This window comes from Micromonospora sp. NBC_01638 (assembly GCF_045209745.1).
Taxonomy (GTDB): Bacteria; Actinomycetota; Actinomycetes; order Mycobacteriales; family Micromonosporaceae; genus Micromonospora.
Window position 1 is genome coordinate 194,459 of the sequence record NZ_CP109273.1, and the last position, 23,580, is coordinate 218,038.

A 23,580-nucleotide genomic window follows, 5' to 3' on the forward strand; every position below is an offset into this window, starting at 1 on the left:
GGCCGGTGGGGGTGGACCCACCCCCACCGGCCGGGCTGTCAGGCCGCTCGCTTGTATTTCTTGATCGAGCTGTCCTGGGCGATCGAGTCGGCGCCCTTCTGACACTGGTCGAGGAACTCCGCGGGGCCGATCCGGCCACTGAAGAACTCGCCGCACGCGGCGTCGACGAGGTTGCGCTCCAACTTGCGGTAGTAGTTGTTGTAGACCCAGTTGAAGCCGTTGGCGCCGGACGCGTCGAGCGCCTTGACCACGGTGGTCAGCCCGTACGGCAGCTCGACGCCCTCGGTGGCGCCGGCGACCACGGTGAGGCTGGCAACCTTCCTGGTGAAGTCTTGCGCACCCTTGCGCGAGAGCATCGTCCGGAAGTACTCCAGGCCACCGGCGACGTTGCGGGCCTTGGCCGGCACCATGAACGGCTCACCGGCGGTGCCCCGGATCGCCTCGAACGGCAGCTTGTCGCCGCTGCCCAGGCTCGGCGTGGGCGCGATGGTCATGTTGAACCCGGCCGGGGTGACGTCCTTCTGCTCGCTCTCCAGCCAGGAGCCGCAGGAGATGAAGGCAGCCTTGCCCTGGCACCAGGCGGTCTGCGACTGCTTGTGGTCCAGGCCGGGCGAACCCTCCAGGATGAACTTGTCCTTGACGATCTGGTGCCACGCGTCGGCGGCGGTCCTCATCGACTCGGACTTCCAGGCGTTCGGCTCCAGGTTGTCGATCGCGGTCGCCACCGACGGGCCACCGAGCTTGATCGCGGTGGCGATCAGCGGCCAGCTCATGTAGCGCGGGTGCAGGCCCGCGTACGTCCAGGGGGCGACGCCCGCGGCCTTGATCTTCTTGCAGAGCGCGATGTGGTCGTCCCAGGTCTTGGCGTACTCCCACTTGCGCTCGGTGAACAGCTTGTTGGAGTACCAGATGCCGTACGCGGTGTAGGTGTAGTTCAGCACCAGGAACGTGCCGTCGTACGACCCGACTTCGACCGCGCCGGGCAGCAGGGTGTCCTTGACCGTCTTGCCGGGCACGTCGAGGCTCGGGGCGGCGAGCAGCTCGCCCAGGTCGGCGATGGCGTTCTGGCTGACCAGGCCGTTGAAGTCGATTTGGCCGGCGCCGGAGTTGTTGACCACGTCCGGTGGGGTGCCGTCGACGAAGCGCGGCTGGAGGGTCTTGCTGATCTCCTGGGTGGCGGAGTGCTTGATCTTCGCCTTTGGGTACTTCTCGGTGTACATGGCCTCATGGGCCTTGGCGTACTCCTCGCCGAACCCGCCGCCGAAGATCACCACCTCGAGCGGGGCGTCCTCCTTGACGCCGAGCGGGTTCTGCGCGCTCTTGGTGCCCTTGTAGGTCTCGGCATCGTCCTTCTCACCACCGCCGCCGGTGGCGCATCCGGCCAGCAGGCCGGCGGCGGGGGTGACCAGTAGACCGGCGGTGGCACTGCGCCGCAGGATGTCACGTCTGTTCATCGGTTCTCCTCGGGTCGGGTCGGGCGGATCGCCGGTGTGCGGGGAAGGCGTCCGCCGCGCGAGGCGCGTTGATTCTCTTCAGTTCATGCTCTGTTGCTGAAGAATTTCTACGATAGCGGGGCCCGGACTTCAAGTCCTGACGTTCGAACCGTTATCACCACCGGCCATCTTCGGGTCGCCTAGCCTGAGGCGATGCGCCGTCTGCGCGACCTCGCCGAGCACACGCCGGCCGGACGGGAGCGGTACGTCGACCTACTCCGCGCGCTCGCCATCACCATGGTCGTTATCGGACACTGGGGTGTCACGGTGATCGGGCGGGACGCCGCCGGCCGGCCCACCGGGCACTCCGCGCTCGGTGACCTGCGCTGGGCGTACCCGCTGACCTGGGTGGCCCAGGTGATGCCCGTCTTCTTCCTGGTCGGCGGCTACGCCAACGCGGCCTCGCTGACCCGGCTGCGGGCCCGGGGCGGCGACGCGGCCGGTTGGCTGCTCGACCGCAGTGCCCGACTGGTCCGCCCCACCAGCACGCTGCTGCTCGTGCTCACCGCCGCGGCGGCGGTGGCCCGGCTGCGCGGCGTCGACCCGACCCAGGTCCGCGAGGTGGTCTGGTTCGCCACCATCCCCCTGTGGTTCCTGGTCGCCTACCTGGCGGTCGTCGCGCTCACCCCCGGCATGTACGCGCTGCACCGCCGTTTCGGCCTGGCCGTCCCGCTGGTGCTGGTCGCCCTGGTGGGCCTCGGCGACCTGGCCCGGCTGAACGGATCGGAGGAGCTGAGCTACGGCAGCTACCTGTTCGGCTGGCTGGCCGTACATCAGCTCGGCTTCGCCTGGCACGACAGCCGCACTACCTGGACGACCGCCACCGAGACCGCGCCGGCAGCCTCGCCGCCACCCGAAACCGCGCCGCCGCCGGCCGCCGTCGACACGGGCGGGCCGTCTGCTCCCGACCACCACCCGGGGGTACGCCGGCGGCTGCCCACCTCACGACGGGCCGGGCTGGTGTTCCTGGCCGGCGGGCTGGCCGCTCTGCTGCTGCTCACCGGGCCCGGCCCCTGGCCGGTGTCCATGCTGCACGTGCCCGGCGAGCGCTTGGACAACACCAGCCCGCCCAGCCTCGCGCTGCTGGCCGTCGCCTCCGGCCAACTCGGCCTGATCCTGCTGCTGCGCGGCCCGGCGGAACGCCTGCTGCGCCGCACCGGCCCGTGGCAGCTGGTGATCGGGGTCAACCTGGTGGTGCTGACCATCTTCCTCTGGCACCTGACCGCCGCGATCCTGCTCATCGGGCTGCTCGACGCGACCGGGACGCTGCCCACCCCGGCGGTCGGTTCGGGCGCCTGGTGGGCGTGGCGAGTCCCCTGGCTGCTGCTGCTCGCGGCCGTCCTGGCGGTGCTCGTCGCGATCTTCGGGCCGGTCGAGGCGCGCAGCGCCCGGCACCGCACCGGGCACCGGACGGGCCGGGGCACCACGGCGGGCGCGGCGCTGACCGCGGCCGGGTACATCGCCGTGGTGGTCGCGCTGCTGATCAACAGCGTGACCCCGGAGCGGGCGCCGGAGCCGCTCGGCACGCCCGTCCCGGCGCTGTTGGCCTACCTGGCCGGGGCGGGCGTGCTGCGGCTGCTCAGGTCTGGGTGGGGAACCCGAGGTTGACCCCACCGTGGCGCGGGTCCAGCCACCGACTGGTGACCACCTTGCCCCGGGTGAAGAAACGCACCCCGTCCTCGCCGTGCGCGTGCAGGTCGCCGAAGAGCGACGATTTCCAACCGCCGAACGAGTGGTACGCCATCGGCACCGGGATCGGCACGTTGATCCCGACCATGCCGACCTCAACCTCGTGCTGGTAGCGCCGGGCCGCGCCGCCGTCGTTGGTGAAGATCGCCGTGCCGTTGCCGTACGGGCTGGCGTTGACCAGGTCCACCGCCTCGTCGTACGAGCCGACCCGGACGACGCTGAGCACCGGCCCGAAGATCTCGTCGGTGTAGATCGACATGTGCGGGGTCACCCGATCGAACAACGTCGGACCGAGCCAGAAGCCCTCCGCGTCGCCGTCCGGCGTCACGTCCCGGCCGTCCACGACCGGCACCGCGCCGGCGGCCACCCCGGCGGCCACGTAGGACCGCACCTTCGCCGCGTGCGCGGCGGTGACCAACGGACCCATGTCGCAGCCCCGCCGGCCGTCGCCGGTACGCAGCCCGGCCATCCGCTCGGCGATCCGCTCGACCAACGCGTCCGCGACCGGCTCCACCGCCACGAGCACCGAGATCGCCATGCACCGCTCCCCCGCCGAGCCGAAGCCGGCGTTGACCGCCGCGTCGGCGGCCAGGTCCAGGTCGGCGTCCGGGAGCACCACCATGTGGTTCTTCGCGCCGCCGAGCGCCTGCACCCGTTTGCCGGCGCCGGTTCCACGCTGGTAGACGTACCGGGCGATCGGGGTGGAGCCGACGAACGACACGGCCCGCACCTCCGGGTGCTCCAGCAGCGCGTCGACCGCCTCCTTGTCGCCGTTGACCACGTTGAGCACCCCGTCGGGCAGGCCCGCCTCGGCGAACCATTCGGCCAGCAGCAGCGCCGCGCTCGGGTCCTTCTCGCTCGGCTTGAGCACCACCGCGTTGCCGCAGGCCACCGCCACCGGCACGAACCACAGCGGCACCATCACCGGGAAGTTGAACGGGGAGATCACCGCGACCACCCCGAGCGGCTGCCGGATGGTGTATGAATCGACCTCGGTGGACACGTTCTCGCTGAAGGCGCCGCGCAGCGCCGACGGCAGGCCGCACGCGTACTCGATGACCTCCAGGCCGCGCTGCACCTCACCGGCGGCGTCGGCGAGGACCTTGCCGTGCTCGGCGGTGATCACCTCGGCGAGCCGGTCCCGGCGGGTGTGCACCAACTCCCGAAAGGCGAACAGCACCGCGGACCGCTTCGCGAGCGAAGCGTCCCGCCAGGACCGCGCCGCGCGGGCGGCGGCCTGCACCGCGACGTCGACGTCCGTGGTCGAGGCCAGCTCCACCTCGGCGGTACGCCGACCCGTCGCCGGATCGAACACGTCACCGCGACGTTCGGACGTGCCCCCGACGCGCTTACCGTCGATGAAGTGGCCGATGCTCATGCCGCCACCCCCGTCGCCGAACGGATCGCGTCGACGAGGATCGCCAGGCCCTCGCGGGCCTCGTCCTCGGTCAGTGTCAACGGTGGACCCATCCGCAGCACGTTGCCGTACAACCCGCCCTTGCCGGCGAGCAGGCCGCCTTCCCGAGCGGCTTCGAAGACCCGGTTGGTCAGGCCCGGGTCCGGCTCACTGGTGCCGGGCCGGACGAACTCGACGCCGAGCATCAGCCCCTTCCCGCGTACCTCAGCGACGCAGTCGAGCCCGCCCACCGCGGACCGCAGGCCGTCGGCGAGGATCGCGCCGACGCGGGCCGCGTTCGCCTGGAGGTCGTGCTCGATCAGGTAGTCGAGCACCGCGTTGCCGGCCGCCGTGGAGATGGGGTTGCCGCCAAAGGTGGAGAAGCTGATCGTCCGCACCGACTCCAGCACCTCGGCCCGGCCGACCACCCCGGCCAGCGCGAACCCGTTGCCGACGCCCTTGGCGAAGGTGAGCAGGTCCGGGGTGACGCCGTGCGCCTGGTAACCCCAGAAGTGCTCCCCGGTGCGCCCCCAACCGGTCTGCACCTCGTCGGCGATGAACAGGATGCCGTGCTCGTCGAGGACCTTCTTCCAGCCTGCGAAGAGCCCGTCCGGCGGGTGCACGAAGCCACCGACACCCTGGATCGGCTCGGCGATCAGCGCGGCCACGTCACCGGCGGTCTGGGTGGCCAGCACCTCGCGCAGGTCCTCCACCGCCGCGTCGACCTGCTCCTCGGCGCTCAGCCGCGCCAGCAGACCACGCACCCGGTCGCCCGAGTGCAGCCAGGCCACCTGGAGCGGGTTGAGCCCGCTGGCCGACCAGTTGCGGTTACCGGTGACGCCCATCGCCGCGTACGACCGGCCGTGATAGCTGTTACGCACGGCCAGGATCTGGTGCGAGCGGCGGTAGTTCGTGGCGACCAGCAGCGCCGCCTCGTTCGCCTCGGTGCCGGAGTTGGTGAAGAACACCCGGGCGTCCGGGATGCCGGAGCGCTGCGCGATCTTCTCGGCCAACTCCACCTGCTGGCGGATCAGGTAGAGCGTCGAGGTGTGCACGATGCCGGTGGCGAGCTGCCGCTCGACGGCCTCCCGGATCTCCGGGATGTCGTACCCGATCATGTTGGTCAGCACGCCGCCGAAGAAGTCGAGGTAGCTGCGCCCCTGCGCGTCGGTGACTCGGCGGCCCGAGCCCGACACCAGCTCAATCGGCTCGGCGTAGTACAACGGCATCCAGGACGGAAGCACGGCCCGGTGCCGGGCCAGCAGGTCGTCGGTCATCGGGGCAACCCTTCAGCGGCGTTCGTGGATACCGCACGCTCCCACCGTCGGCCGACAGGGACAACTGCCACTGTGTAGCGCGGGGCGCGCTTGCTCCTGACAGTGCGTAAGCCGGCGGAACCGAGCGCGCCGAGCAGGACCGGGACGGTTTTGGCCAGGCTGACCCGGAATAGACCGGGTCACACCGGCTCGGGCCGTGCGCTCCGATCGGTACGATCCGGCGGTGCCCGAACTCCCCGACCCGCCACGGTCAAGGCCGGTACGCGCCGGGCCGGCGCTCGTCGGACCGGGCGTGCCGCTGCCCGCCGGGACCCCGGATGCGTCGGCGATGATCGACGGGATCGCCGGGTGGATCGGTGCCGACCCGGTGCGCCGGCTCGTCGACCGCTTCGGCGGCAGGTGGCCGGCCGGCGACCTCGCCGACACGCTCCGGTTCCTCGACGACTTCTCCGCCGCGCACTGGGACTTCCGGGGTGGCCGGGAGAGGCCCGACGCCCGGGAGCCGGATCTCGATTCGGGCACCATCGAGCTGGTACGCGCCACAGCCGCCGCGCTCGGGCTCGTCCGACCCGTGCCACCAGCCCGGCCCGCGTACGCCCACCTGGTGGTGCTGGGCGGTTTGGCGCACGCCTGCCTGCGCCGCGTCGCGTACGCCGCGCACCTGCTGCACGGTGGGCTGCGGGTGACCGGCGAGGTGGCCGTGCTGGGCAGCTTCCGCCCGCTCTCCGACCTGGAACACCGGACGTTGGCCGAGGCGGGGGTGCCCGGCTGCGCGACCGAGGTGGCCGCCCTGGACGCGGCGGTCCGGCTGGCGTTCGCGGTGAGCGCACCGGCCCAGGAGGACGGGCTCGACGCGGGTCACCCGCACCATTGCTGGTCGTCGCGCACCTATCTGCCGGCCGGTCTACCGCCGGTGCGGGTGTTGGCGGCACCGTCGAGCGAGCCGCAGCGGCGGCGGGCCCACACCGCGGACACCCAGCGGTTCTGGGCCGGGCACGTCCGGCTCGCCCCCGACGACGCGGTGCTGCTGGTGACCGCGCCGATCTACGTGCCGTTCCAGCACTGCGACGCACTGCGCACCCTGGCCGTGCCGTACGGCTGCGGGATCGACACCGTCGGGGTGGACCCCGGTCTGGTCGACCTGGACCGACTGCCGGAGCCGACGCTCAGCCCCGGCCGCTACCTGCAGGAGATCCGCTCGGCCATCCGGTCGATGCGCGCCCTGCACGCGGCGCTGGCCGCCGGCTGACCGGCGCACCGTCGAAGGCCGGCGCACGGCGGACCCGGCCCCGGCCCCGGCCCCGGTCGACCGGGGCTGATTCAGCGGGCGGTGTCGACGACCGCCTGCGCGAACACCTCGGAGCGGTGCTCGAAGTTGCGGAACCGCCCGTAGCTCGGGGCGGCCGGCGAGAGCAGCACCACCCCGCCCGCCGGAGTGAGCTTGCGAGCCAACCCCACCGCGGCGACCAGGTCCTCGGCGAGCTCGGTGCGCACCGCCGGCAGCCCAGCGAGCGCCTCGACGATCCGGGGGCCGCTGTCCGGGATGCCGATAACCGTGATCTCCCGCTCCGCCAGGTGCTCGGCCAGCGGCGTGTAGTCCAGACCCCGGTCGTTGCCCCCGACGATCACGGTCAACGGCCGCCCGTCGTACGCGTCGATGGCGTGCATGGCCGCGTACGGGCTGGTGGCCAGGGTGTCGTCGACGAAGGTCAACCCGGACGGGTCGGTGATCTCGGTGAGCCGGTGGGCCAGCCCCTTGAACTCGGCGACCACGATGGCAAGGTGGTCCTTGCCGGCCACCACGTCGATGCCGAGCGCGTCGAGCACGGCGAGCGCCACGCACAGGTTGCCCTCGTTGTGCCGGCCCACCAGCGGCAACACGGCCCGCGGGAAGAGCGGCCGGTCACCGAGGTGGAACCAGGGCGTGCCGTCCGCGCCCTCGGCGACGTGGGTGGTGTCGGGGCGGCCGGTCCGCACCGCCGGCAGCTCCCCCAGCTCGGCGGCGAGCCGGGGGTCTCCGCCGTTCACCACGATCGTCTGCGGGTCGTGGGCGAGCAGGTTGAGTTTGTCCCGGTAGTACTCCCGCTCCCCGCCGTGGGCGTCCAGGTGCTCGGGGAAGAGCGCGGTGACCACCGCCACCCGGGGCGAGTCGGTGAGGTCGCTGCACTGGTAGCTGGACAGCTCCAGCACGTACAGCTCCGCGTCCGGCAGGTCCAGCGTCGGCACCCCGATGTTGCCGCCGAAGACGTTCGGCCGACCCATCGCGGTGAGCAGGTGACTGATCAGGCTGGAGGTGGTGCTCTTTCCCTTACTGCCGGTGACCCCGACGGTGCGCGCGGCGTGGTCGGCCATCCACAGCGCGGTGCCCTGGGTCACCATGACCCCGCGTCGGCGCAGCTCGACCAGCCACGGGTGGGTCTGCGGCACGCCCGGGGAGCGGACCACCAGGTCGGCGGCGGCCAACCGATCGAAGCCCGCCTCACCGGTGACCAGCGGCGCCGCCTCGGCCAGCGGGCCGTCCCAGGGCAGCGAGAGGAAGTTCGCGCTGTCGTCGACGGCGACCAGCTCGGCCGGGCCGTGCGCGGCGATCGCGGTCACAGCAGCCCGGCCCTCCCGGCCGGTGCCCCAGACGGCGACGGAACGTCCGCGCAGGTCAGACAGGCGCACTGGGCTCTCCTCGTGGGTCGCGGCGGCGGCAGGGCGGTCCCGGTCCGGACACGGCCGGACGAACCAGGGCCTAGTATGGCGTGTGCCCAACGAGCAGCTCCGGCGGATGGACGCCTTCACCTTCCCGTCCTACTCGATCGACTTCGCCACCGGCGAGGTGTTGTTCGACTACGCGCTGACCGGCCCGGCCGGCGAGCAGCGGTTCACCGAGGTGATCACTCTCCCGCTGCCGGCGGAGCCGCCCTCGGACGAGACGGTGGCGACCCTCAACCGGGTGCTGGAGCTGCTGCACCTCGTCGCCGGCGTCAGTTACTACAAGGCTGCCGCACCGCCCCGGCTCGTGCTGCCGGCGCCGCTGGGCGCGGCCACCGTCGACTACGTCACGGCCGTCTACACCAAGGGCCTCGCGGAGTACGCGTACCGCAACCAGCTGCCGCACGTGCTCCAACTGCGCCCGGAGGTGCCGGCGGGCTCGCCGGAGTCGCCACGGGTGTACGACGACTCCGACCGTCGTCCCCTCTCCGCAGTGGGTGGCGGCAAGGACTCCATCGTCAGCCTGGAGGCACTGCGCCGCGCCGAGCTTGACCCGGTGCCGTTCTCGGTCAACCCGAACCACGTGATCGTCTCGGTCAACGAGGCGTCCGGGCTGACCCCGCTGGCTGCCCGTCGGCGCATCGATCCGGTGCTGTTCGACCTGAACGCGGCCGGCGCGCTGAACGGACACATCCCGGTCACCGCCATCAACTCGCTGATCGCGGTGGCCACCGCGGTGCTGCACGGGCTGGGTCCGGTGGTGATGTCCAACGAGCGCTCGGCGTCCGACCCGAACCTGGTCTGGGACGGCCACGAGATCAACCACCAGTGGTCCAAGGGTGTCGAGGCGGAAGGGCTGCTGCGGGCGGCGTTGGCCGAGCACGCCGGCCTGACCGAACCGTACTTCTCCCTGCTGCGCTCGCTGTCCGAGCTGCACATCGCCCGGCTGTTCGCCGAGTTCACCCGCTACGACGACGTGGTGACCAGTTGCAACGCCGCGTTCAAGCTGCGCGACGCGAGCGAGCGCTGGTGCCGTAACTGCCCGAAGTGCCGGTTCGTCTTCCTGGCCATGGCGCCGTTCATGCCGCGTGAGAGGGTCACCCACATCTTCGGCGGCGACCTGCTCGCCGACCCCGAGCAGATCCCCGGCTACCGGGAGCTGCTGGGCGTGGACGGGCACAAGCCGTTCGAGTGCGTGGGCGAGGTCGAGGAGTCGGTGGTGGCCCTCGGCCTGCTCGCCGAGCAGGACCAGTGGCGCGACGCCCCGGTGATCCAAGCCCTGGTGGACGCCGTCCCGCCCACCGCCTGGTCCGCGGTGGCCCAGTCGGACGTCTTCACCCCCGGCGGCCCCAACCACATCCCCCCGACCTACGCCAAAGCCCTAACCACCCTCACCTAACTCGGAAGTAGACCTACTTCCTCCCGATTAGGGCCGCTTCGCGAAGCGAAGCAGCAAGGACTAACCCCCACCCGCCCCACCCCACCCCGGCCCGGCCTACCCCGGCCCGCCCCACCCCGGCCCACCCCCACCCCGGCCCCGTTGATCATGAAGTTATTGCCACCCCGGCCGGCGTGTCGGGACAATAACTTCATGATCAACCGGGTTGGTGGGGGTGGGCCGGGGTGGGGGTGGGGGTGGGTTAGGGGTTAGCAACAGCTCCGGATTTTATGGGCAATCATAATCGAACATTTACATGTATTGTAGAGGTGTGAAGCTCTCAGACTGGGCACGCGAGCAGGGCGTGACCTATCAGACCGCCTGGCGGTGGGTGAAGGACGGCAAGATGCCCGTCCCTGTCCGTCAGGCGCCGTCGGGTACGTGGATCGTGGAAGAGGCGCGGTGCGCAGCCGGTCGCGTGGTCGCTTACTGCCGCGTGTCCTCCAGTGATCAGAAGGGTGACCTGGACCGCCAGACCGTGCGGGTTGTGGAGGGGGCAAACGCGCAGGGCCTCGCCGTGGCGGAGATCGTGACTGAGATCGGCTCTGGCCTGAACGGCAAGCGCCGCGAGCTGCATCGCCTCCTCGCCGACCCGACTGCGGCGGTGATCGTGGTCGAGCACAAGGACCGGCTGGCCCGGTTCGGTGTGGAGTACCTGCAAGCCGCGCTCGCTGCGACCGGGCGTCGCCTGGTGGTTCTGGACGCGGAGGAATCCACGAACGACCTGGTCAAGGATATGGCCGACGTGTTGACGTTGATGTGTGCCCGGCTGTATGGGCAGCGGGCGGCGAAGAACCGTGCCGCTCGCGCTCTGGTCGCCGCGACCGGCGAGGAATCGTTGGTGTGAAGAAGTTCGAGCCGCGGCCCGGTTTCGTGGTCCAGGCGTTCCGTTTCGCGTTGGATCCGAACGTCACGCAGGAGCAGCGGCTGCGGTCGCACTGTGGTGCGGCTCGCGCCGCGTACAACTGGGCTGTCTGGTGGGTGATGGCGTCGTGGTGGCAGCGGAAGGCGGAAGGGTCGTACGGCATCGCCGAGGAGGAGTTGACGCCGTGGCGGCCGTGGTCGTTGCTGGCGTTGCGGAAGGTGTTCAACGAGGTCAAGAAGACCGACCCGCGTTTCGCCGGCTGGTGGCAGGAGAACTCCAAGGAGGCGTACAGCACGGGCCTGGCGAACGCGGCGGCGGCGTTCGACAACTACGTCACGTCCAAGCGCGGGCAGCGTGAGGGCAAGCGGGTGGGCATGCCCCGGCCCAAGTCCAAGCACACCGCCCGGCTGGCTTGCCGGTTCACTACCGGCGCCATCCGTGTGGAGCCGGACCGGCGGCATGTCACGTTGCCGCGGCTGGGGACGATCCGCACCCACGAGTCCACCCGCAAGCTGCACCGCCGCATCGGCAACGGCACCGCCCGCATCTTGTCCGCCACGGTCAGGTTCGAGCGGGGCCGGTGGTTCGTCTCCTTCCAGGTCGAGATCCAGCGTGCCACCGGCCGCGCTGCGGCGCGCCCGGATGTGGTCGCGGGTGTGGACCTGGGCGTGACGTGCCTTGCGGTGATCGCCGAGAGCCAGGGCGAGGTGCGGTTCGTGCCGAACCCGGCGCACTACGACGGCGCGCTCAAGCAACTCAAACGGCTGTCCCGGCGGGTCTCCCGCCGTCAGGGGCCGGACCGGCGCACCGGGCAGCGGCCGTCCAGGCGGTGGCTCGCCGCGAACACCGAACGCAACCGCGTGCACCATCGGGTGGCGAATCTACGCGCCGACGCCCTACACAAGCTCACCACCGACATCACCGCCGAGTACGGCACCGTCGTGGTCGAAGACCTCAACGTGGCCGGCATGCTCCGCAACCGACGCCTCGCCCGCAAGATCGCCGACGCTGGCTTCGCGGAGATCCGCCGGCAGGTGGAGTACAAAACCGCATGGAACGGCGGTCGGCGGTTAGTAGCCGACCGCTGGTATCCCTCCAGCAAGACCTGCTCGGCTTGCGGCGCCGTGAAAGCCAAGCTGCCGCTGCACGTCCGAGTGTTCACCTGCGATGCCTGCGACCTGGTTATCGACCGGGACGCCAACGCAGCCCGCAACCTCGCCGCCCTCGCCGCGGCAGAGACAACGGGTACCGGAGTGGCCGGAGACCCGGGCGTGCAAGCGCCGAAACCGCGTGGAGCCGACCAGAAGACCCGCACCACCACCCGCAGCCGCAAGGCCGCGGGTGGGCGGGCAGGTGGCGAAACCCTGCCACACCAACGGCAGCAGGAAACGCGAGACCGTCATCAGGACACCGAAACGCAACCCGCGCTCCGGTGACACCGTTACGGACCTTTCCAGCCGAAAGGCTGGGATTGCTGACATCCGACTACGGAATCAGCAACGGGTTCGGACTGCTTCTAGGGCCAGGAGGGCCACGTGTAGGGAGAGGGAGGCCTCTACCGATTCAAGGTCGACGTCGAGGATGCGGGCGATGCGGGCCAGGCGCTCGTAGAACGCGGGCCGGGACAGGTGGGCGGCGGCAGCGCCGGCGGTCTTGTTGCGCCCCTGCTCCAGGTACACACGCAGGGTGTCGAGCAATTGCTCCCGGGGGTGTCGGGCGTCGTAGTCCAGCAGGGCGCCGAGCTCGCGTTCCACGAAGGTCTGCAACCGGGGTTCGTCGCGCAGCAGGTGCAGCAGCCCGGCAAGGCCGACGTGCGGCAGCCGGAAGATCGGCAGGTCCCGTCGGTCCCGTCGGGCCGCCTCGGCGATCTGCCGCGCCTCGACGAGCGACCGTCGCGCCTCCCGCAGGCTGCCCACGCCGGAGCCGGCGGCCACGATGACCCCTCCCGGAGCACTGCCGACACCCCGGGAGGGATCAGCACCGCCCGTCACCCGACCGGCCTCCGCACCGAACGCCGCACGGGACGCCTCCGCACCGAACGCCGCACGGCTTACGTCCGTGCCCGAAGCAGCCCGCGACGCCTCGGCGCCGGACGTTGCTCGACCGGTGCCGGCGTCGAGGCGTACCCGACGTAGTGCGCTGGCGAACGCGGACAGCGCGCGGTCCTCGGCGGCCGGGTCGGTCAGGGCCAGCAGCGCGCCCACCGAGTTGTCGTCGACCGCGCTGGTCAGCGCGGTCAGCTTCGCCTCCCGCAGCGCCTGCCCGACCGCCTCGGACAGGTCCCGCAGCCGGGCCTGACCCGCCTCCGGGCCGCTCTCCCCGACCAGGTCCTCAGCCCGGTGTCGGACCATCACGCCGACCAGGTGCCGGCGGTCGAGCACCACGCCGAGCGCCTTGGCCCGCAGCGCGACTTCGTCCACCGGCCGGGAGTGGTCCAGGAGCGCGGTGAGCAGGGTGCGGTGGATCTGTCGCTCCAGCCCTTCGGCGTCGCGGCGGATCAACCGGCCCAGCGCGAGGGTGGACGCGGCCCGCTCGATCAGGATGGTGAGCCGGGTGGGTGGTCCGGCGTTCGGCGGGGTCGACTCACCGGCCCGGCGGTTGGCCACCGCCCCGCTGGCTGGCCAGCGCATCAGCAGCCGCCCCCAGTCCTGCCCCCGGGCGCCGACGACCGTCACCAGCCAACCGCTGTCCAGGTCGTACGCGGTCCGCCCGGCCGGTCGGATCCGCCGGGAGTGCTGCTCCCAGCCGTCGAGCAACAGTTCGGCGCTCTCCCCCGCCGGGTCGTACCCCAGCACCTGCCGGGACAGGTTCTCCAGCACCACCGGGCAACCGGACAGCTCGGCGGCCTGCCGGATCACCTCGGCGGCGTCGGCGCCCTCGACGGACAGGTCGTTGAAGCGCTGGTGGATCTCCTCGGTGGCGCGCAACTCGGTGAGCTGCGCGTCGACGATCAGCGCGTGCACCGCCTCGGTGATCCGCACGAACGGGGTGGCCCGGCGCAGCTCCACCAGGGGCAGCCCGCGCCGCTCGGCGGTGGCGACCATCACCCGGGGCACCCCGCTGACGTAGCGGCGGCCCAGCTCGACGACGAGCCCGGAGACGCCGACGTCGGCCAGGTCCCCGATGAACGCGCGCAGCCCAGCGTCGTCCCCGGGCAGGCCGATGCCGGTGGTGAGGACCAGTTCGCCGCCGCCGAGCAGGGTGGCGATGTCCGGCACCTCGGCGACGTGCACCCAACGGACCGGCCGGTCCAGCCCGGCGTCCCCGGCGACCACGCGCGGCGCGCCGTGGCGGACCGGGTCGAGGGCGAGGACTTCACGGACGGTAGGAAACACGGCCGATACGCTACCGTCCGTGACGCCGGATCTCGACATTTGCGGTACGACCATGACCAGAGGTCGCCGGGTTGTCGCTCAGTCGACGCCGAACTCCATCGCGGCACGGTCGAGTGCCTCGTCGGCGGCGGAGGCGACGCCCCGGGAGGCGATGGCTTCCGCGCCGCCCTGTGGCATCGCGCCGATCAGCCCGGTCGAGGCTGCCTGCGCGGCGCCGATCATCCGCTGGGGATTGCCGCCGCCGACCATGCCGATGGAGGCGTACTGCTCCAGCTTCGCCCGCGAGTCGGCGATGTCCAGGTTGCGCATGGTGAGCTGGCCGATCCGGTCCGACGGGCCGAACGCCGAGTCCTCGGTACGCTCCATCGACAGTTTGTCGGGGTGATAGCTGAACGCCGGGCCGGTGGTGTCCAGGATCGAGTAGTCCTCGCCCCGGCGCAGCCGCAACGTCACCTCACCGGTGACCGCCGTGCCCACCCAGCGCTGCAACGACTCGCGCAGCATCAGCGCCTGCGGGTCCAGCCAGCGGCCCTCGTACATCAGCCGACCGAGGCGGCGGCCCTCGCTGTGGTAGTTCGCCAGGGTGTCCTCGTTGTGGATGGCGTTGACCAGCCGCTCGTACGCGGCGTGCAGCAGCGCCATGCCGGGCGCCTCGTAGATGCCCCGGCTCTTGGCCTCGATGATCCGGTTTTCGATCTGGTCCGACATGCCCAGGCCGTGCCGGCCGCCGATGGCGTTGGCCTCCAGCACCAGGTCGACGGCGCTGCCGAACTCCTTGCCGTTGATCGTCACCGGGCGCCCCTGGTCGAAGCCGATCGTGACGTCCTCGGTCGGGATCTCCACCGACTGGTCCCAGAACCGGACTCCCATGATCGGGTTGACCGTCTCGATGCCGGTGTCGAGGTGCTCCAGAGTCTTCGCCTCGTGCGTGGCACCCCAGATGTTGGCGTCGGTGGAGTATGCCTTCTCGGTGCTGTCCCGGTACGGCAGGCCACGTTCAAGCAACCACTCCGACATTTCCTTACGCCCACCCAGTTCGGTGACGAAGGCGGTGTCGAGCCACGGCTTGTAGATGCGCAGCAGCGGGTTGGCCAGCAGCCCGTACCGGTAGAACCGCTCGATGTCGTTGCCCTTGAAGGTCGAGCCGTCGCCCCAGATCTGGACGTCGTCGGAGATCATCGCCCGCACCAGCAGGGTCCCGGTCACCGCCCGGCCCAGCGGGGTGGTGTTGAAGTATGCCCGCCCGCCCGAGCGGATGTGGAAGGCACCGCAGGTCAACGCCGCCAGGCCCTCCTCGACCAGGGCGGCGCGGCAGTCGACGAGGCGGGCGACCTCCGCGCCGTAGCTGAGCGCGCGACCGGGCACCGAGGCGATGTCGGGCTCGTCGTACTGGCCGATGTCGGCGGTGTAGGCGCAGGGCACCGCGCCCTTGTCGCGCATCCACGCGACGGCGACAGAGGTGTCGAGGCCGCCGGAGAAGGCGATGCCGACACGTTCGCCGATGGGCAGGGAGGTGAGAACCTTAGACACAGGGAAGATTATGCAATAGAACGCATGGCCATGCAAGCCAAGCCGACGGCGAGATGGAGCGGCGTCCGCGTCAGACCGGGTCCTCCCGGCCCAGTTCCCAGAAGGCGACCGCCGCCGCCGCGGCGACATTGAGTGAATCGACGCCTCGGCGCATCGGAATCACCACCCGTACGTCACTCGCCTCCTGAGCGGCCGAGGTGAGCCCCGCCCCTTCGGCGCCGAGAAGCAGCGCGGCACGCTCGCGCTGCTCTTCGGTCAGTCGCTGGATCGGTACGGCGTCCGGAGCCGGCGTCATGGCGAGCACGGTGAAACCCGCCGCCTGGATCTCGGCCAGCCCGTCCGGCCACGGCTCGATTTTGGCGTACGGCACGGCGAAGACCTCGCCCATGCTGACCCGCACGCTCCGGCGATAGAGGGGATCGGCGCAGGAGGGCGACAGCAGGACGGCGTCCACTCCGAGTGCGGCCGCACCCCGGAACACCGCACCCAGATTGGTGTGGTTGTTGACGTCCTCCAGGATCACCACCCGCCGCGCGGCGGCGAGCACCTCGGCCGCCGTCGGCAGGGGTCGGCGGTGGAACGACGCCAGCACCCCCCGGTGTACGTGGAAACCGGTGGCCCGTTGCAGCACGTCCTGCGTGGCCGCATAGACCGGCGCGTCGCCGGTGTCCAGGTCGGCGAGTTGGTCGATCCGCTTGGCGTCGACCAGGTACGACCGGGCCGGGTAGCCCGCGCGCAGCGCCCGGCGCAGCACCAGCTCCCCCTCGGCGATGAACAGGCCGTGTGGCGGCTCCCAGCGGGTGCGCAGCTCGACGTCGGTGAGCGCTCGGTAGTCGGCGATCCGGTCGTCGTCGGGGTCGGTGATCTCGTGGACGGGCACCCGACGATTCTGCCGGACGACGGTCCGGTCCTTCCGGGGCCGGTCCGGCGATCTCCCGGCACAGGCGTTTTGTCCGCAGACCACATCGTGTCGCGACTGTTCAGCTGGGGCGTGCACCACTACTTCGGCTATCCCGGCGACGGCATCAACGGCCTCACCTCAGCGCTGCAACGCACCAACGAGCGGGCCCTGTTCATCCAGGTACGGCACGAGGAGACCGCCGGTTTCGCGGCCTCCGCGCACGTCAAGTACGGCGGCGGGCCGCTGGGCTGCGCCCTGGTGACCAGCGGGACCGGCGCCATCCACCTGCTCAACGGCCTGTACGACGCCAAGCTCGACCACCAGCCGGTGGTCGCCCTGGTCGGGCACACCGCGGTCACCGCCGAGGGCTGCGGCTACTACCAGGAGATCGATCTGCTCGCCCTCTCCTACGCGGCGATACCGGCTGGGCCGGAATAGTCCGCCGCGGACTACTCACCCCCGCGATCTTGCGCTTCCTGCCCCGGCGAAGGGGGCAAATCGGGCGAGTTGCCGACCGAAAGTGCAAGATCGCGGGGGTGGGAGGGGTCAGCCGCGGCGGTCCAGCCAGCGTTGCGGGAGGGAACGCGGGTCCTCGGTGCGCTGTTCGGCGGGGCGCTCGACCGGGCGGCGGGGGTCGCCGGCCAGTTCACGGGTGGGTGCGACGAACGCCTTCTCCGGCTGCCCCTTCACGGCCGTGGCGATGACCCGGGCGACCGCGTCGATCACCTTCGCCTGCACCGCAGAACCCACCGAGTCGGTCGGGTCGTCCGGGTTGGCGGCGATGCCGGCCACCGCGACCTGCGGGGTGAAGCCGACGAACGTCTCGGTGGAGTTCTGCTCCGAGCTACCCGTCTTACCGGCCACCGGACGGCCGTCGAGCATGCTGTTCACACGGGTGGCGGTGCCGCCGTTGCACTGCCCGTACGCCGACTGCTGGCCCACCGGGCAGCGCGCGGCATCGGTCGCGGCGCGGGCGACGTCGGCGTCGAGGACCCGCTTGCAGGACGGCTGCCCGACCGGCACCTTCTCGCCGTTCGCGGCGGTCACCGAGACCACCGGCACCGGCGTGCAGTAGGTGCCGTCGGCGGCCACCGTGGCGTACGCGTTGGCCAGGTCCAGCGGGGTGGTGGCGGCCACGCCGAGGGTGAACGAACCCCAGTTCGCGGCGTCGTCCCTGGCGAAGGCGGCGTCCGAGTCGGCGCGGAAGGTGATGCCGAGCCGCTGCGCCATCTCCACCACCTTGTCCTGGCCGACCTGCTCGGCCAGCCAGACGAAGTAGGTGTTCACCGAGCGGCCGAAGCCGTCCCACATCATCCGGTACCCGTCCATCCAGTCCGGGTTGGCGTTCACCGGGCACCAGTGGCCGGCACAACTGCCCGGGCCCTCGGCGGCGTACCGGGTGGGTAGCTTGGCGGGCGCGTCGAAGCCGGTGGAGAGGGTACGGCCCGCCTCCAGTGCGGCGAGCATGGTGAACAGCTTGAAGGTCGAACCCGCCTGGTACCCGTCGACGCTGGCCCCGCCGGAGATCAGCGGGTTGACGGTGTTCGGGTAGTTGGCCTGCCCGGCCGGGTTGTCCGCCAGGCTGTAGTGCCGGTTGACCGCCATCGCCAGCACCTGCCCGGTGCCCGGCTGGACCGCCGCGATCGGCAAAGCGCGCTTGTTGTCGTACCCGTAGACCTTGGTGGCCTGCTGCTGCGCGGTGGCCTGGATCTTCGGGTCCAGCGAGGTGACCACGGTGTAGCCACCCGAGCGCAGGGCCTGCTCGCGCTCCGCGACCGTGGCCCCGAACGCCGGCTGGGTCAGCCACCAGCGGCGCAGGTAGTCACAGAAGTAGCCCCAGTCGTCGTGGCCCTGGGAGACGGCGGTGCAGCCGTTGGGCTGGGCGGTGGGGCGCAGGGTCAGCGGCTCCGCCTTGGCCTGGACCGCCTGCGCGGCGGTGATCGCGCCGGTGGCGACCATCGAGTCCAGCACGTACGAGCGGCGGCCCAGTGCGCCGTCCTTGTCTCCGTCGATCGGGCTGTACGCGTCCGGGGACTGCACCAGGCCGGCGAGCAGGGCCGACTCGGCGAGGGTCAGCTGCGCCGGAGGCTTGCCGAAATACCGCTGGCTGGCCGCCGCGATCCCGTACGCGCCGGAGCCGAAGTAGGCGATGTTCAAATACCGTTCGAGGATCTCGTCCTTACCGAGGCTCTTGTCCAGCGCACTCGCGTACCGGATTTCCTGGATCTTGCGCCCGACGGTGGGGTCGGTGGCGGCGGTGCGCTCCTCGGCGGTGCGGGTGGGGTCGGTCTTGAGGACGTTACGGACGTACTGCATGGTCAGCGTCGAGCCGCCCTGCTCATTGCCGCCGCCCTTGACATTCGCCACCACCGCCCGGACCAGACCGCGCAGGTCCGCGCCCCCGTGGTCGTAGAAGCGCCGGTCCTCGGCTGCCACGATCGCCTGCCGCATCGTCGGTGCGATGTCCGCCAACGGAACGTCTGTGCGGTTCACCTCGTAGAACGTCGTGATCAGGGTCTTGCCGTCGTTGGCGTAGAGGTACGAGCGCTGCGGAGTGAGCGGGGTGCGCAGCGCCGCGGGCAACGCGGCATACGACTTGAGCGCGGAGCGGGCGGTGAACCCGAGCAGCAGGTTGCCCGGCAGTGCGGCGACTGCCAGGACAAGCCCGGCCAACAGGCCGGCGAGCAGCACGATGAACAGCCGCGACAGCGGCGAGCGAGGAGCGGCCATGCTTCCCAGGATTGCCACAAAAGCCGCCAACCAACCACCCCCGCAGGCCAGTTGTCAGCAACTTCACGCCCCCCCACCCCCCACTCCCACCCCCACCCCTCTGCGGCGTTGAGCATGAAGTTATTGCCGCGACACGCCGAGGCCGAGGGCAATAACTTCATGATCAACGGGCCGAGCGCGGGCCGAGCACGGGCCGAACGCTGGCGGGGCGGCCGGCGCGGGGCCGGGTGGTGGGGTGGGGTGGGTTAAGGGGTTGGGGTGGAGAGGCTGGCGCTGGCTGCGTCGCGGGCGGTTTCGCGGGGCATCAGGCGGCCGGATCGGTAGCCGATGCCGATGCCGGCGATCAGTACGAAGATCGCCCCGAACGTCTGCAGCGAGCCGATCAGGGCACCCCCGAGACCGAGAAGCGGCGCGGCGATGATCAGCATGATGCCGTCGCCGAGGCTGAAGGTGCCCGAGCGGGCCACCGCCCACCCGGTCAGGAACCAGCCCACGCTGTAGAACGTCGCCCCGAGCAGGACCAGTGAGCGCGCGGTGGTGCCGAAGACCGGCGTCTGCTCGGCGAGCCCGGCGAAGGGCAGCATCAGCACGGTGCCGGCGATGCTGACCAGCAGCCCGGCGGCGGCCACCCGACGGCTACGAGTCGCGGCCAGCAGCCCGGTGAGGGCCAGCAGCGCGAGCAGCCCGAGCCAGACCGCGGCCACCCAACCAATCAGATACACCGCCTGGCCGTCAGCCGGATAGGGGTCGTTGCCCACCCCTCCGTCACTGGCCATCGCCACCGCACCATAGAGAATGGCGTACGCCGGCAGCAGCCACACCGCCGCCCGCGCGAACCGACGTACCGACCAGGCCCAACTGGCGTTCGTTGCCGGCCCGGCCGGGGTCGGCTCGCCGACGAAGGGCAGTACGCCGAACCCGCCGCCGCTAGCGCGGGAGCCCAGCGGGCCGGCCGGGTCGTGCGCGCCGGGCACCGGGGCCGAGGACCATATCCGATTCGCTGGATCCTTCATGCGTCACCTCGCTCGTCCACGAGCGGTGCGGGACGCGCCGGGGCGCCCCGATTGCCTGGTCACCACCCGTCCTAGGACCGATCGTGGCAGGCGTCGGAGCGCCCCATGAGTCTTTCTCGCATTTACCCGGCCGGGCGGCCGGTGTACTGGATCAGCCGCGCTCGCGCTGGTCGCTCGGGTCGTTGACCAGGTTTTCCGGGGAGACCGGCTCCGGCGCGGGGAGCCCCTGCGGGCCCTTGCCACCGGTGGCCTGCGCCTCGGCGACGCGTACCTCGTCGTGGACCTGCCGGGCCGCGGCGGCCGCGGCCTCAGCGGCCTCAGCGGCCTCGCGCTCGACCTGGCTCGCGTAGTCGGCCGCCTCCGGTGTGGGAAGGTCCCCCACCATCTGGCTCAAACCACCCAACGCGCCACCCATCCCCTCCAGCGCCTTGGTCAGCTCGGCCGGGATGATCCAGACCTTGTTGGCGCTGCCCTGGGCGATCTGCGGCAGGGCTTGCAGGTACTGGTAGGCGAGGACCTTCTGGCTCGGGTTCGCCTGGTGGATCGCGTCGAACACCGTCCGGATCGCCTTCGCCTGACCCTCGGCCTGCAGGATCCGGGCCTGCCGGTCACCGTCGGCCCGCAGCACCACGGACTGCTTGTCACCCTCGGCGGTGAGGATCTGCGACTGCTTGTGGCCCTCGGCGGTGAGGATCGCCGCGCGGCGGTCCCGCTCGGCGCGCATCTGCTTCTCCATCGAGTCGCGGATGCTGGCCGGCGGCTCGATCGCCTTGATCTCCACCCGGGTCACCTTGATGCCCCAGCGGCCCGTCGTCTCGTCCAGCACGCCGGAGAGGTGCCGGTTGATCTCGTCCCGGCTGGTCAGCGCCCGCTCCAGGTCCAGCGAACCGATCACGTTACGCAGCGTGGTGACGGTGAGCTGCTCGATGGCCTGGAGGAAGCTGGAGATCTCGTAGGTCGCCCGGACCGAGTCGACCACCTTGAAGTAGAGCACCGTGTCGATCGAGACCACCAGGTTGTCCGAGGTGATCACCGGCTGCGGCGGGAAGCTGACCACCTGCTCCCGCATGTCGACCTTGGTACGAACTGCGTCGACGAACGGCACCAGCAGGTTGAGACCGGGGCTGAGGGTGCGCTTGTACTTGCCGAGCCGTTCCACCACGTCCTGGCGTTGCTGCGGCACGATCCGCACCGCCTTGGCCAGTGTCACCACGGCGATAAACGCCACGGCGAGCACCAGCACTCCAAAAGTCGTCATCCCGTTCACCCTCTCGCTTCCGGCAGCTCGCCGGCGGAAGAAACATCGTCCTGCCAGACCAGGGCGGTCGCGCCCCGGACCTTTATCACTCGAACCCGTTGACCAGGGTCGAACGTCTGCGTCGTGTCGTACGACCGGGCGCTCCACAGCTCACCGTCGATCTTGACGAGGCCACGGTCAGCGTCCACCCGCTCCAACACCAGCGCCGTGGAGCCCTCGATCGCCTCCACGCCGAACGGCTGTTCGCCGCTTTCCAGCGCCGAGCGCTGGTGCCGCCGGAGGGCCGGCCGGGCCACCACCAGACTCAGTGCCGACACCAAAGCGAAGACCAGCGCCTGCACCGCCACCGGCGCGCCCAGGGCGGCCGCACCGGCAGCGGCGAACGCACCGACCCCGAACATGATCAGAAATAACGTCGTCGTGAAGATCTCGGCGACCGTCAGCACCACACCCAATACGATCCAAACCACGGCGTCCACCCCCCGATCGTGACACGCAAAAGCACGAGCGACCTCCCCGCGAAGATCAGTAGGCTCGGCGAGGCTCTTTCCGGCCCGCCAAAACGCCACAAATCGGGCCATACCTAAGGAGATCCCGTTGACCCTGCTGCCCGAGACCGTCCGACAGATCGACACCCGGGTCGCCCAGGCACAGGCCGACGGTCACGCCCCGTCGCTGGTGCTGGGCGTGGTCCGCGACGGCGCACTGGTCCACCTGGCCGCCGCCGGCGAGCACCCCCACCCGGACGTCGACCTGCAGTACCGGCTGGGCTCGATCAGCAAGACGATGACCGCCACCCTGATCATGCAGATGCGCGACTCCGGCCGGCTCGCCGTGGACGACCCGCTGGAACGACACCTCCCGGGCACCGGCGTGGGCGCGCTCACCCTGCGCCAACTGCTCGCGCACGCCAGCGGCATGCAGCGCGAACCCGACGGCGACTGGTGGGAGCGGACCGCGGGCGTCGACCTGCCCACCCTGCTCGCCGGGCTCACCGTCGACAAGATCGCCTACCCGCCGCACCGCACCTACCACTACTCCAATCTGGCGTACGGGCTGCTCGGCGGGTTGCTCGAACGGCTCAGCGGAAAGCCCTGGGCCGACCTCCTCACCGAGCGGCTCCTCACCCCGCTGGGAATGCGCCGCACCACGTACGCGGCCACCGAGCCGTTCGCCCGCGGCTACGTCGTACACCCCTGGCACGACACGCTGCGCGAGGAACCCCGCACCGACACCGGGGCGATGGCCCCCGCCGGGCAACTCTGGGCGACGATCGAGGACCTGGGCCGGTGGGCGGCATTCCTCGCCGACCCCGACCCGTCGGTGCTGGCCGCCTCGACGCTGACCGAGATGTGCTCCCCGGTGGTGATCAGTGACCTGGAAGCCTGGACCCACGGGCACGGTCTCGGGCTGGAGCTCTTCCGGGAAGGCAACCGGGTGTACGTCGGGCACGGCGGCTCGATGCCCGGCTACGTCGCCTCGCTGGCCGTGCACCGACCCACCCGCACCGCCGTGGTCGGCTTCGCCAACTCGTACGGCCTGCGCTCCGGACACATCGGCGCGCTCGGCCGGCAGCTACTCACCCTCGTGCTGGACACCGAACCCACGCCGGTCACCCCATGGCGGCCAGCCGCCGCCGCGCCGCCCGCCGAGCTGGCTGAGCTGACCGGCCGCTGGTGGTGGATGGGCACCGACATCGAGGTGTACGCGGACGCAGCCGGCGAGCTGCGCGCCGGCCCGGTCGGCATGCCGGACCTCCACTTCGTCGCCGAAGGCCCGGACCGCTGGCGAGGTCGGGCCGGCGGGCAGGACGGCGAGATCCTCACGGTGCGCCGCGACGAGCAGGGCCAGGCGGTCGCTCTTGACATCGCCACCTTCGTCTACACCCGCACCCCCGACCAGCAGCCCTGAGTCACGCGCTGCCCCCATCCGGTGCCGGACCCGTCCCGCCCCGG

At 71.1% G+C, this 23,580-nt stretch carries 17 protein-coding genes and 1 pseudogene; 7 read left to right on the top strand and 11 right to left on the bottom strand.

Annotation, left to right across the window (positions count from 1 at the left end):
* Window positions 1-38: 38 nt before the first annotated feature.
* The gene (gene ngcE / locus OG811_RS00825) at window positions 39-1,454 is read right to left on the bottom strand and encodes an N-acetylglucosamine/diacetylchitobiose ABC transporter substrate-binding protein (RefSeq protein ID WP_406071352.1); all 1,416 of its coding nucleotides are present in this window, start codon (window positions 1,452-1,454) and stop codon (window positions 39-41) included.
* Between the two features lie 192 nt (window positions 1,455-1,646).
* On the opposite strand from ngcE, the gene OG811_RS00830 reads away from it, so the two are divergent.
* On the top strand, window positions 1,647-3,101 hold the full coding sequence (locus tag OG811_RS00830) for an acyltransferase (protein ID WP_406071354.1): 1,455 nt from the start codon (window positions 1,647-1,649) through the stop codon (window positions 3,099-3,101).
* Here the strand turns inward: OG811_RS00830 and OG811_RS00835 are convergent.
* Window positions 3,073-4,560, bottom strand: coding sequence for a CoA-acylating methylmalonate-semialdehyde dehydrogenase (locus OG811_RS00835; protein WP_406071355.1), 1,488 nt, complete (start codon window positions 4,558-4,560; stop codon window positions 3,073-3,075). The genes OG811_RS00830 and OG811_RS00835 overlap by 29 nt on opposite strands.
* The gene (locus tag OG811_RS00840; RefSeq protein WP_406071357.1) at window positions 4,557-5,855 is read right to left on the bottom strand and encodes an aspartate aminotransferase family protein; all 1,299 of its coding nucleotides are present in this window, start codon (window positions 5,853-5,855) and stop codon (window positions 4,557-4,559) included. The genes OG811_RS00835 and OG811_RS00840 overlap by 4 nt, the downstream gene beginning before the upstream one ends.
* A 223-nt stretch (window positions 5,856-6,078) precedes the next feature.
* Between OG811_RS00840 and OG811_RS00845 the strand changes: the two genes are divergently transcribed.
* Window positions 6,079-7,104, top strand: a complete 1,026-nt coding sequence (locus OG811_RS00845) for a hypothetical protein (protein WP_406071358.1) — start codon at window positions 6,079-6,081, stop codon at window positions 7,102-7,104.
* 71 nt (window positions 7,105-7,175) lie between these two features.
* Here OG811_RS00845 and murD read toward each other — a convergent pair whose 3' ends face one another.
* Window positions 7,176-8,522 (bottom strand): UDP-N-acetylmuramoyl-L-alanine--D-glutamate ligase, encoded by a 1,347-nt coding sequence (murD, locus tag OG811_RS00850; RefSeq protein ID WP_406071359.1) that lies wholly within the window; start codon window positions 8,520-8,522, stop codon window positions 7,176-7,178.
* Between the two features lie 82 nt (window positions 8,523-8,604).
* On the opposite strand from murD, the gene OG811_RS00855 reads away from it, so the two are divergent.
* The 3 genes from OG811_RS00855 (at window position 8,605) to tnpB (ending at window position 12,294) form a co-directional block, all read left to right on the top strand.
* A complete protein-coding gene (locus OG811_RS00855) occupies window positions 8,605-9,954 on the top strand; it encodes a hypothetical protein (protein ID WP_406071360.1) in 1,350 nt (449 codons plus the stop codon).
* Between the two features lie 310 nt (window positions 9,955-10,264).
* Window positions 10,265-10,840 (top strand): IS607 family transposase, encoded by a 576-nt coding sequence (locus tag OG811_RS00860; protein ID WP_406071361.1) that lies wholly within the window; start codon window positions 10,265-10,267, stop codon window positions 10,838-10,840.
* Window positions 10,837-12,294 carry an IS607 family element RNA-guided endonuclease TnpB gene (tnpB, locus tag OG811_RS00865; RefSeq protein WP_406071363.1) on the top strand — a complete coding sequence of 486 codons (1,458 nt, stop codon included), beginning with the start codon at window positions 10,837-10,839 and terminating at the stop codon, window positions 12,292-12,294. Before OG811_RS00860 ends, tnpB begins: the two co-directional genes overlap by 4 nt.
* Before the next feature lie 57 nt (window positions 12,295-12,351).
* On the opposite strand, the gene OG811_RS00870 is transcribed toward tnpB, so the two are convergent.
* The 3 genes from OG811_RS00870 to OG811_RS00880 form a co-directional block, all read right to left on the bottom strand.
* Entirely contained in the window at window positions 12,352-14,232 is a 1,881-nt protein-coding gene (locus OG811_RS00870; RefSeq protein WP_406071365.1) for a PucR family transcriptional regulator, read from the bottom strand.
* 39 nt (window positions 14,233-14,271) lie between these two features.
* Window positions 14,272-15,723, bottom strand: coding sequence for an argininosuccinate synthase (gene argG / locus OG811_RS00875; protein WP_406071366.1), 1,452 nt, complete (start codon window positions 15,721-15,723; stop codon window positions 14,272-14,274).
* 70 nt (window positions 15,724-15,793) lie between these two features.
* Complete coding sequence (locus tag OG811_RS00880; RefSeq protein ID WP_406071368.1) at window positions 15,794-16,603, bottom strand: TrmH family RNA methyltransferase; 810 nt, start codon at window positions 16,601-16,603, stop codon at window positions 15,794-15,796.
* Window positions 16,604-16,672: 69 nt separating this feature from the next.
* On the opposite strand from OG811_RS00880, the pseudogene OG811_RS00885 reads away from it, so the two are divergent.
* Window positions 16,673-17,029, top strand: a pseudogene (locus tag OG811_RS00885) (thiamine pyrophosphate-binding protein); the annotation flags it as partial.
* A 141-nt stretch (window positions 17,030-17,170) separates the two neighbouring features.
* On the opposite strand, the gene OG811_RS00890 reads toward OG811_RS00885, so the two are convergent.
* The 4 genes from OG811_RS00890 to OG811_RS00905 all read right to left on the bottom strand — a co-directional run bounded on the left by OG811_RS00890 (window position 17,171) and on the right by OG811_RS00905 (window position 22,104).
* Window positions 17,171-19,354 (bottom strand): transglycosylase domain-containing protein, encoded by a 2,184-nt coding sequence (locus OG811_RS00890; protein ID WP_406071370.1) that lies wholly within the window; start codon window positions 19,352-19,354, stop codon window positions 17,171-17,173.
* Between the two features lie 245 nt (window positions 19,355-19,599).
* The gene (locus OG811_RS00895; protein ID WP_406071371.1) at window positions 19,600-20,367 is read right to left on the bottom strand and encodes a hypothetical protein; all 768 of its coding nucleotides are present in this window, start codon (window positions 20,365-20,367) and stop codon (window positions 19,600-19,602) included.
* 151 nt (window positions 20,368-20,518) lie between these two features.
* Window positions 20,519-21,625, bottom strand: coding sequence for an SPFH domain-containing protein (locus OG811_RS00900; protein ID WP_406071373.1), 1,107 nt, complete (start codon window positions 21,623-21,625; stop codon window positions 20,519-20,521).
* Window positions 21,626-21,630: 5 nt separating this feature from the next.
* Window positions 21,631-22,104 carry an NfeD family protein gene (locus tag OG811_RS00905; protein ID WP_406071374.1) on the bottom strand — a complete coding sequence of 158 codons (474 nt, stop codon included), beginning with the start codon at window positions 22,102-22,104 and terminating at the stop codon, window positions 21,631-21,633.
* Window positions 22,105-22,222: 118 nt separating this feature from the next.
* On the opposite strand from OG811_RS00905, the gene OG811_RS00910 reads away from it, so the two are divergent.
* Window positions 22,223-23,536, top strand: coding sequence for a serine hydrolase domain-containing protein (locus tag OG811_RS00910; protein WP_406071375.1), 1,314 nt, complete (start codon window positions 22,223-22,225; stop codon window positions 23,534-23,536).
* Window positions 23,537-23,580: the final 44 nt, after the last annotated feature.

Bases quoted from the DNA above. Each gene is read 5' to 3' on its own strand.
- OG811_RS00840 (WP_406071357.1), bottom strand. From the start codon at position 5,855: ATGACCGACGACCTGCTGGCCCGGCACCGGGCCGTGCTTCCGTCCTGG.
- OG811_RS00890 (WP_406071370.1), bottom strand. From the start codon at position 19,354: ATGGCCGCTCCTCGCTCGCCGCTGTCGCGGCTGTTCATCGTGCTGCTC.
- OG811_RS00835 (WP_406071355.1), bottom strand. From the start codon at position 4,560: ATGAGCATCGGCCACTTCATCGACGGTAAGCGCGTCGGGGGCACGTCC.
- OG811_RS00870 (WP_406071365.1), bottom strand. From the start codon at position 14,232: ATGTCGAGATCCGGCGTCACGGACGGTAGCGTATCGGCCGTGTTTCCT.
- OG811_RS00900 (WP_406071373.1), bottom strand. From the start codon at position 21,625: ATGACGACTTTTGGAGTGCTGGTGCTCGCCGTGGCGTTTATCGCCGTG.
- ngcE (WP_406071352.1), bottom strand. From the start codon at position 1,454: ATGAACAGACGTGACATCCTGCGGCGCAGTGCCACCGCCGGTCTACTG.
- OG811_RS00895 (WP_406071371.1), bottom strand. From the start codon at position 20,367: ATGAAGGATCCAGCGAATCGGATATGGTCCTCGGCCCCGGTGCCCGGC.
- OG811_RS00830 (WP_406071354.1), top strand. From the start codon at position 1,647: ATGCGCCGTCTGCGCGACCTCGCCGAGCACACGCCGGCCGGACGGGAG.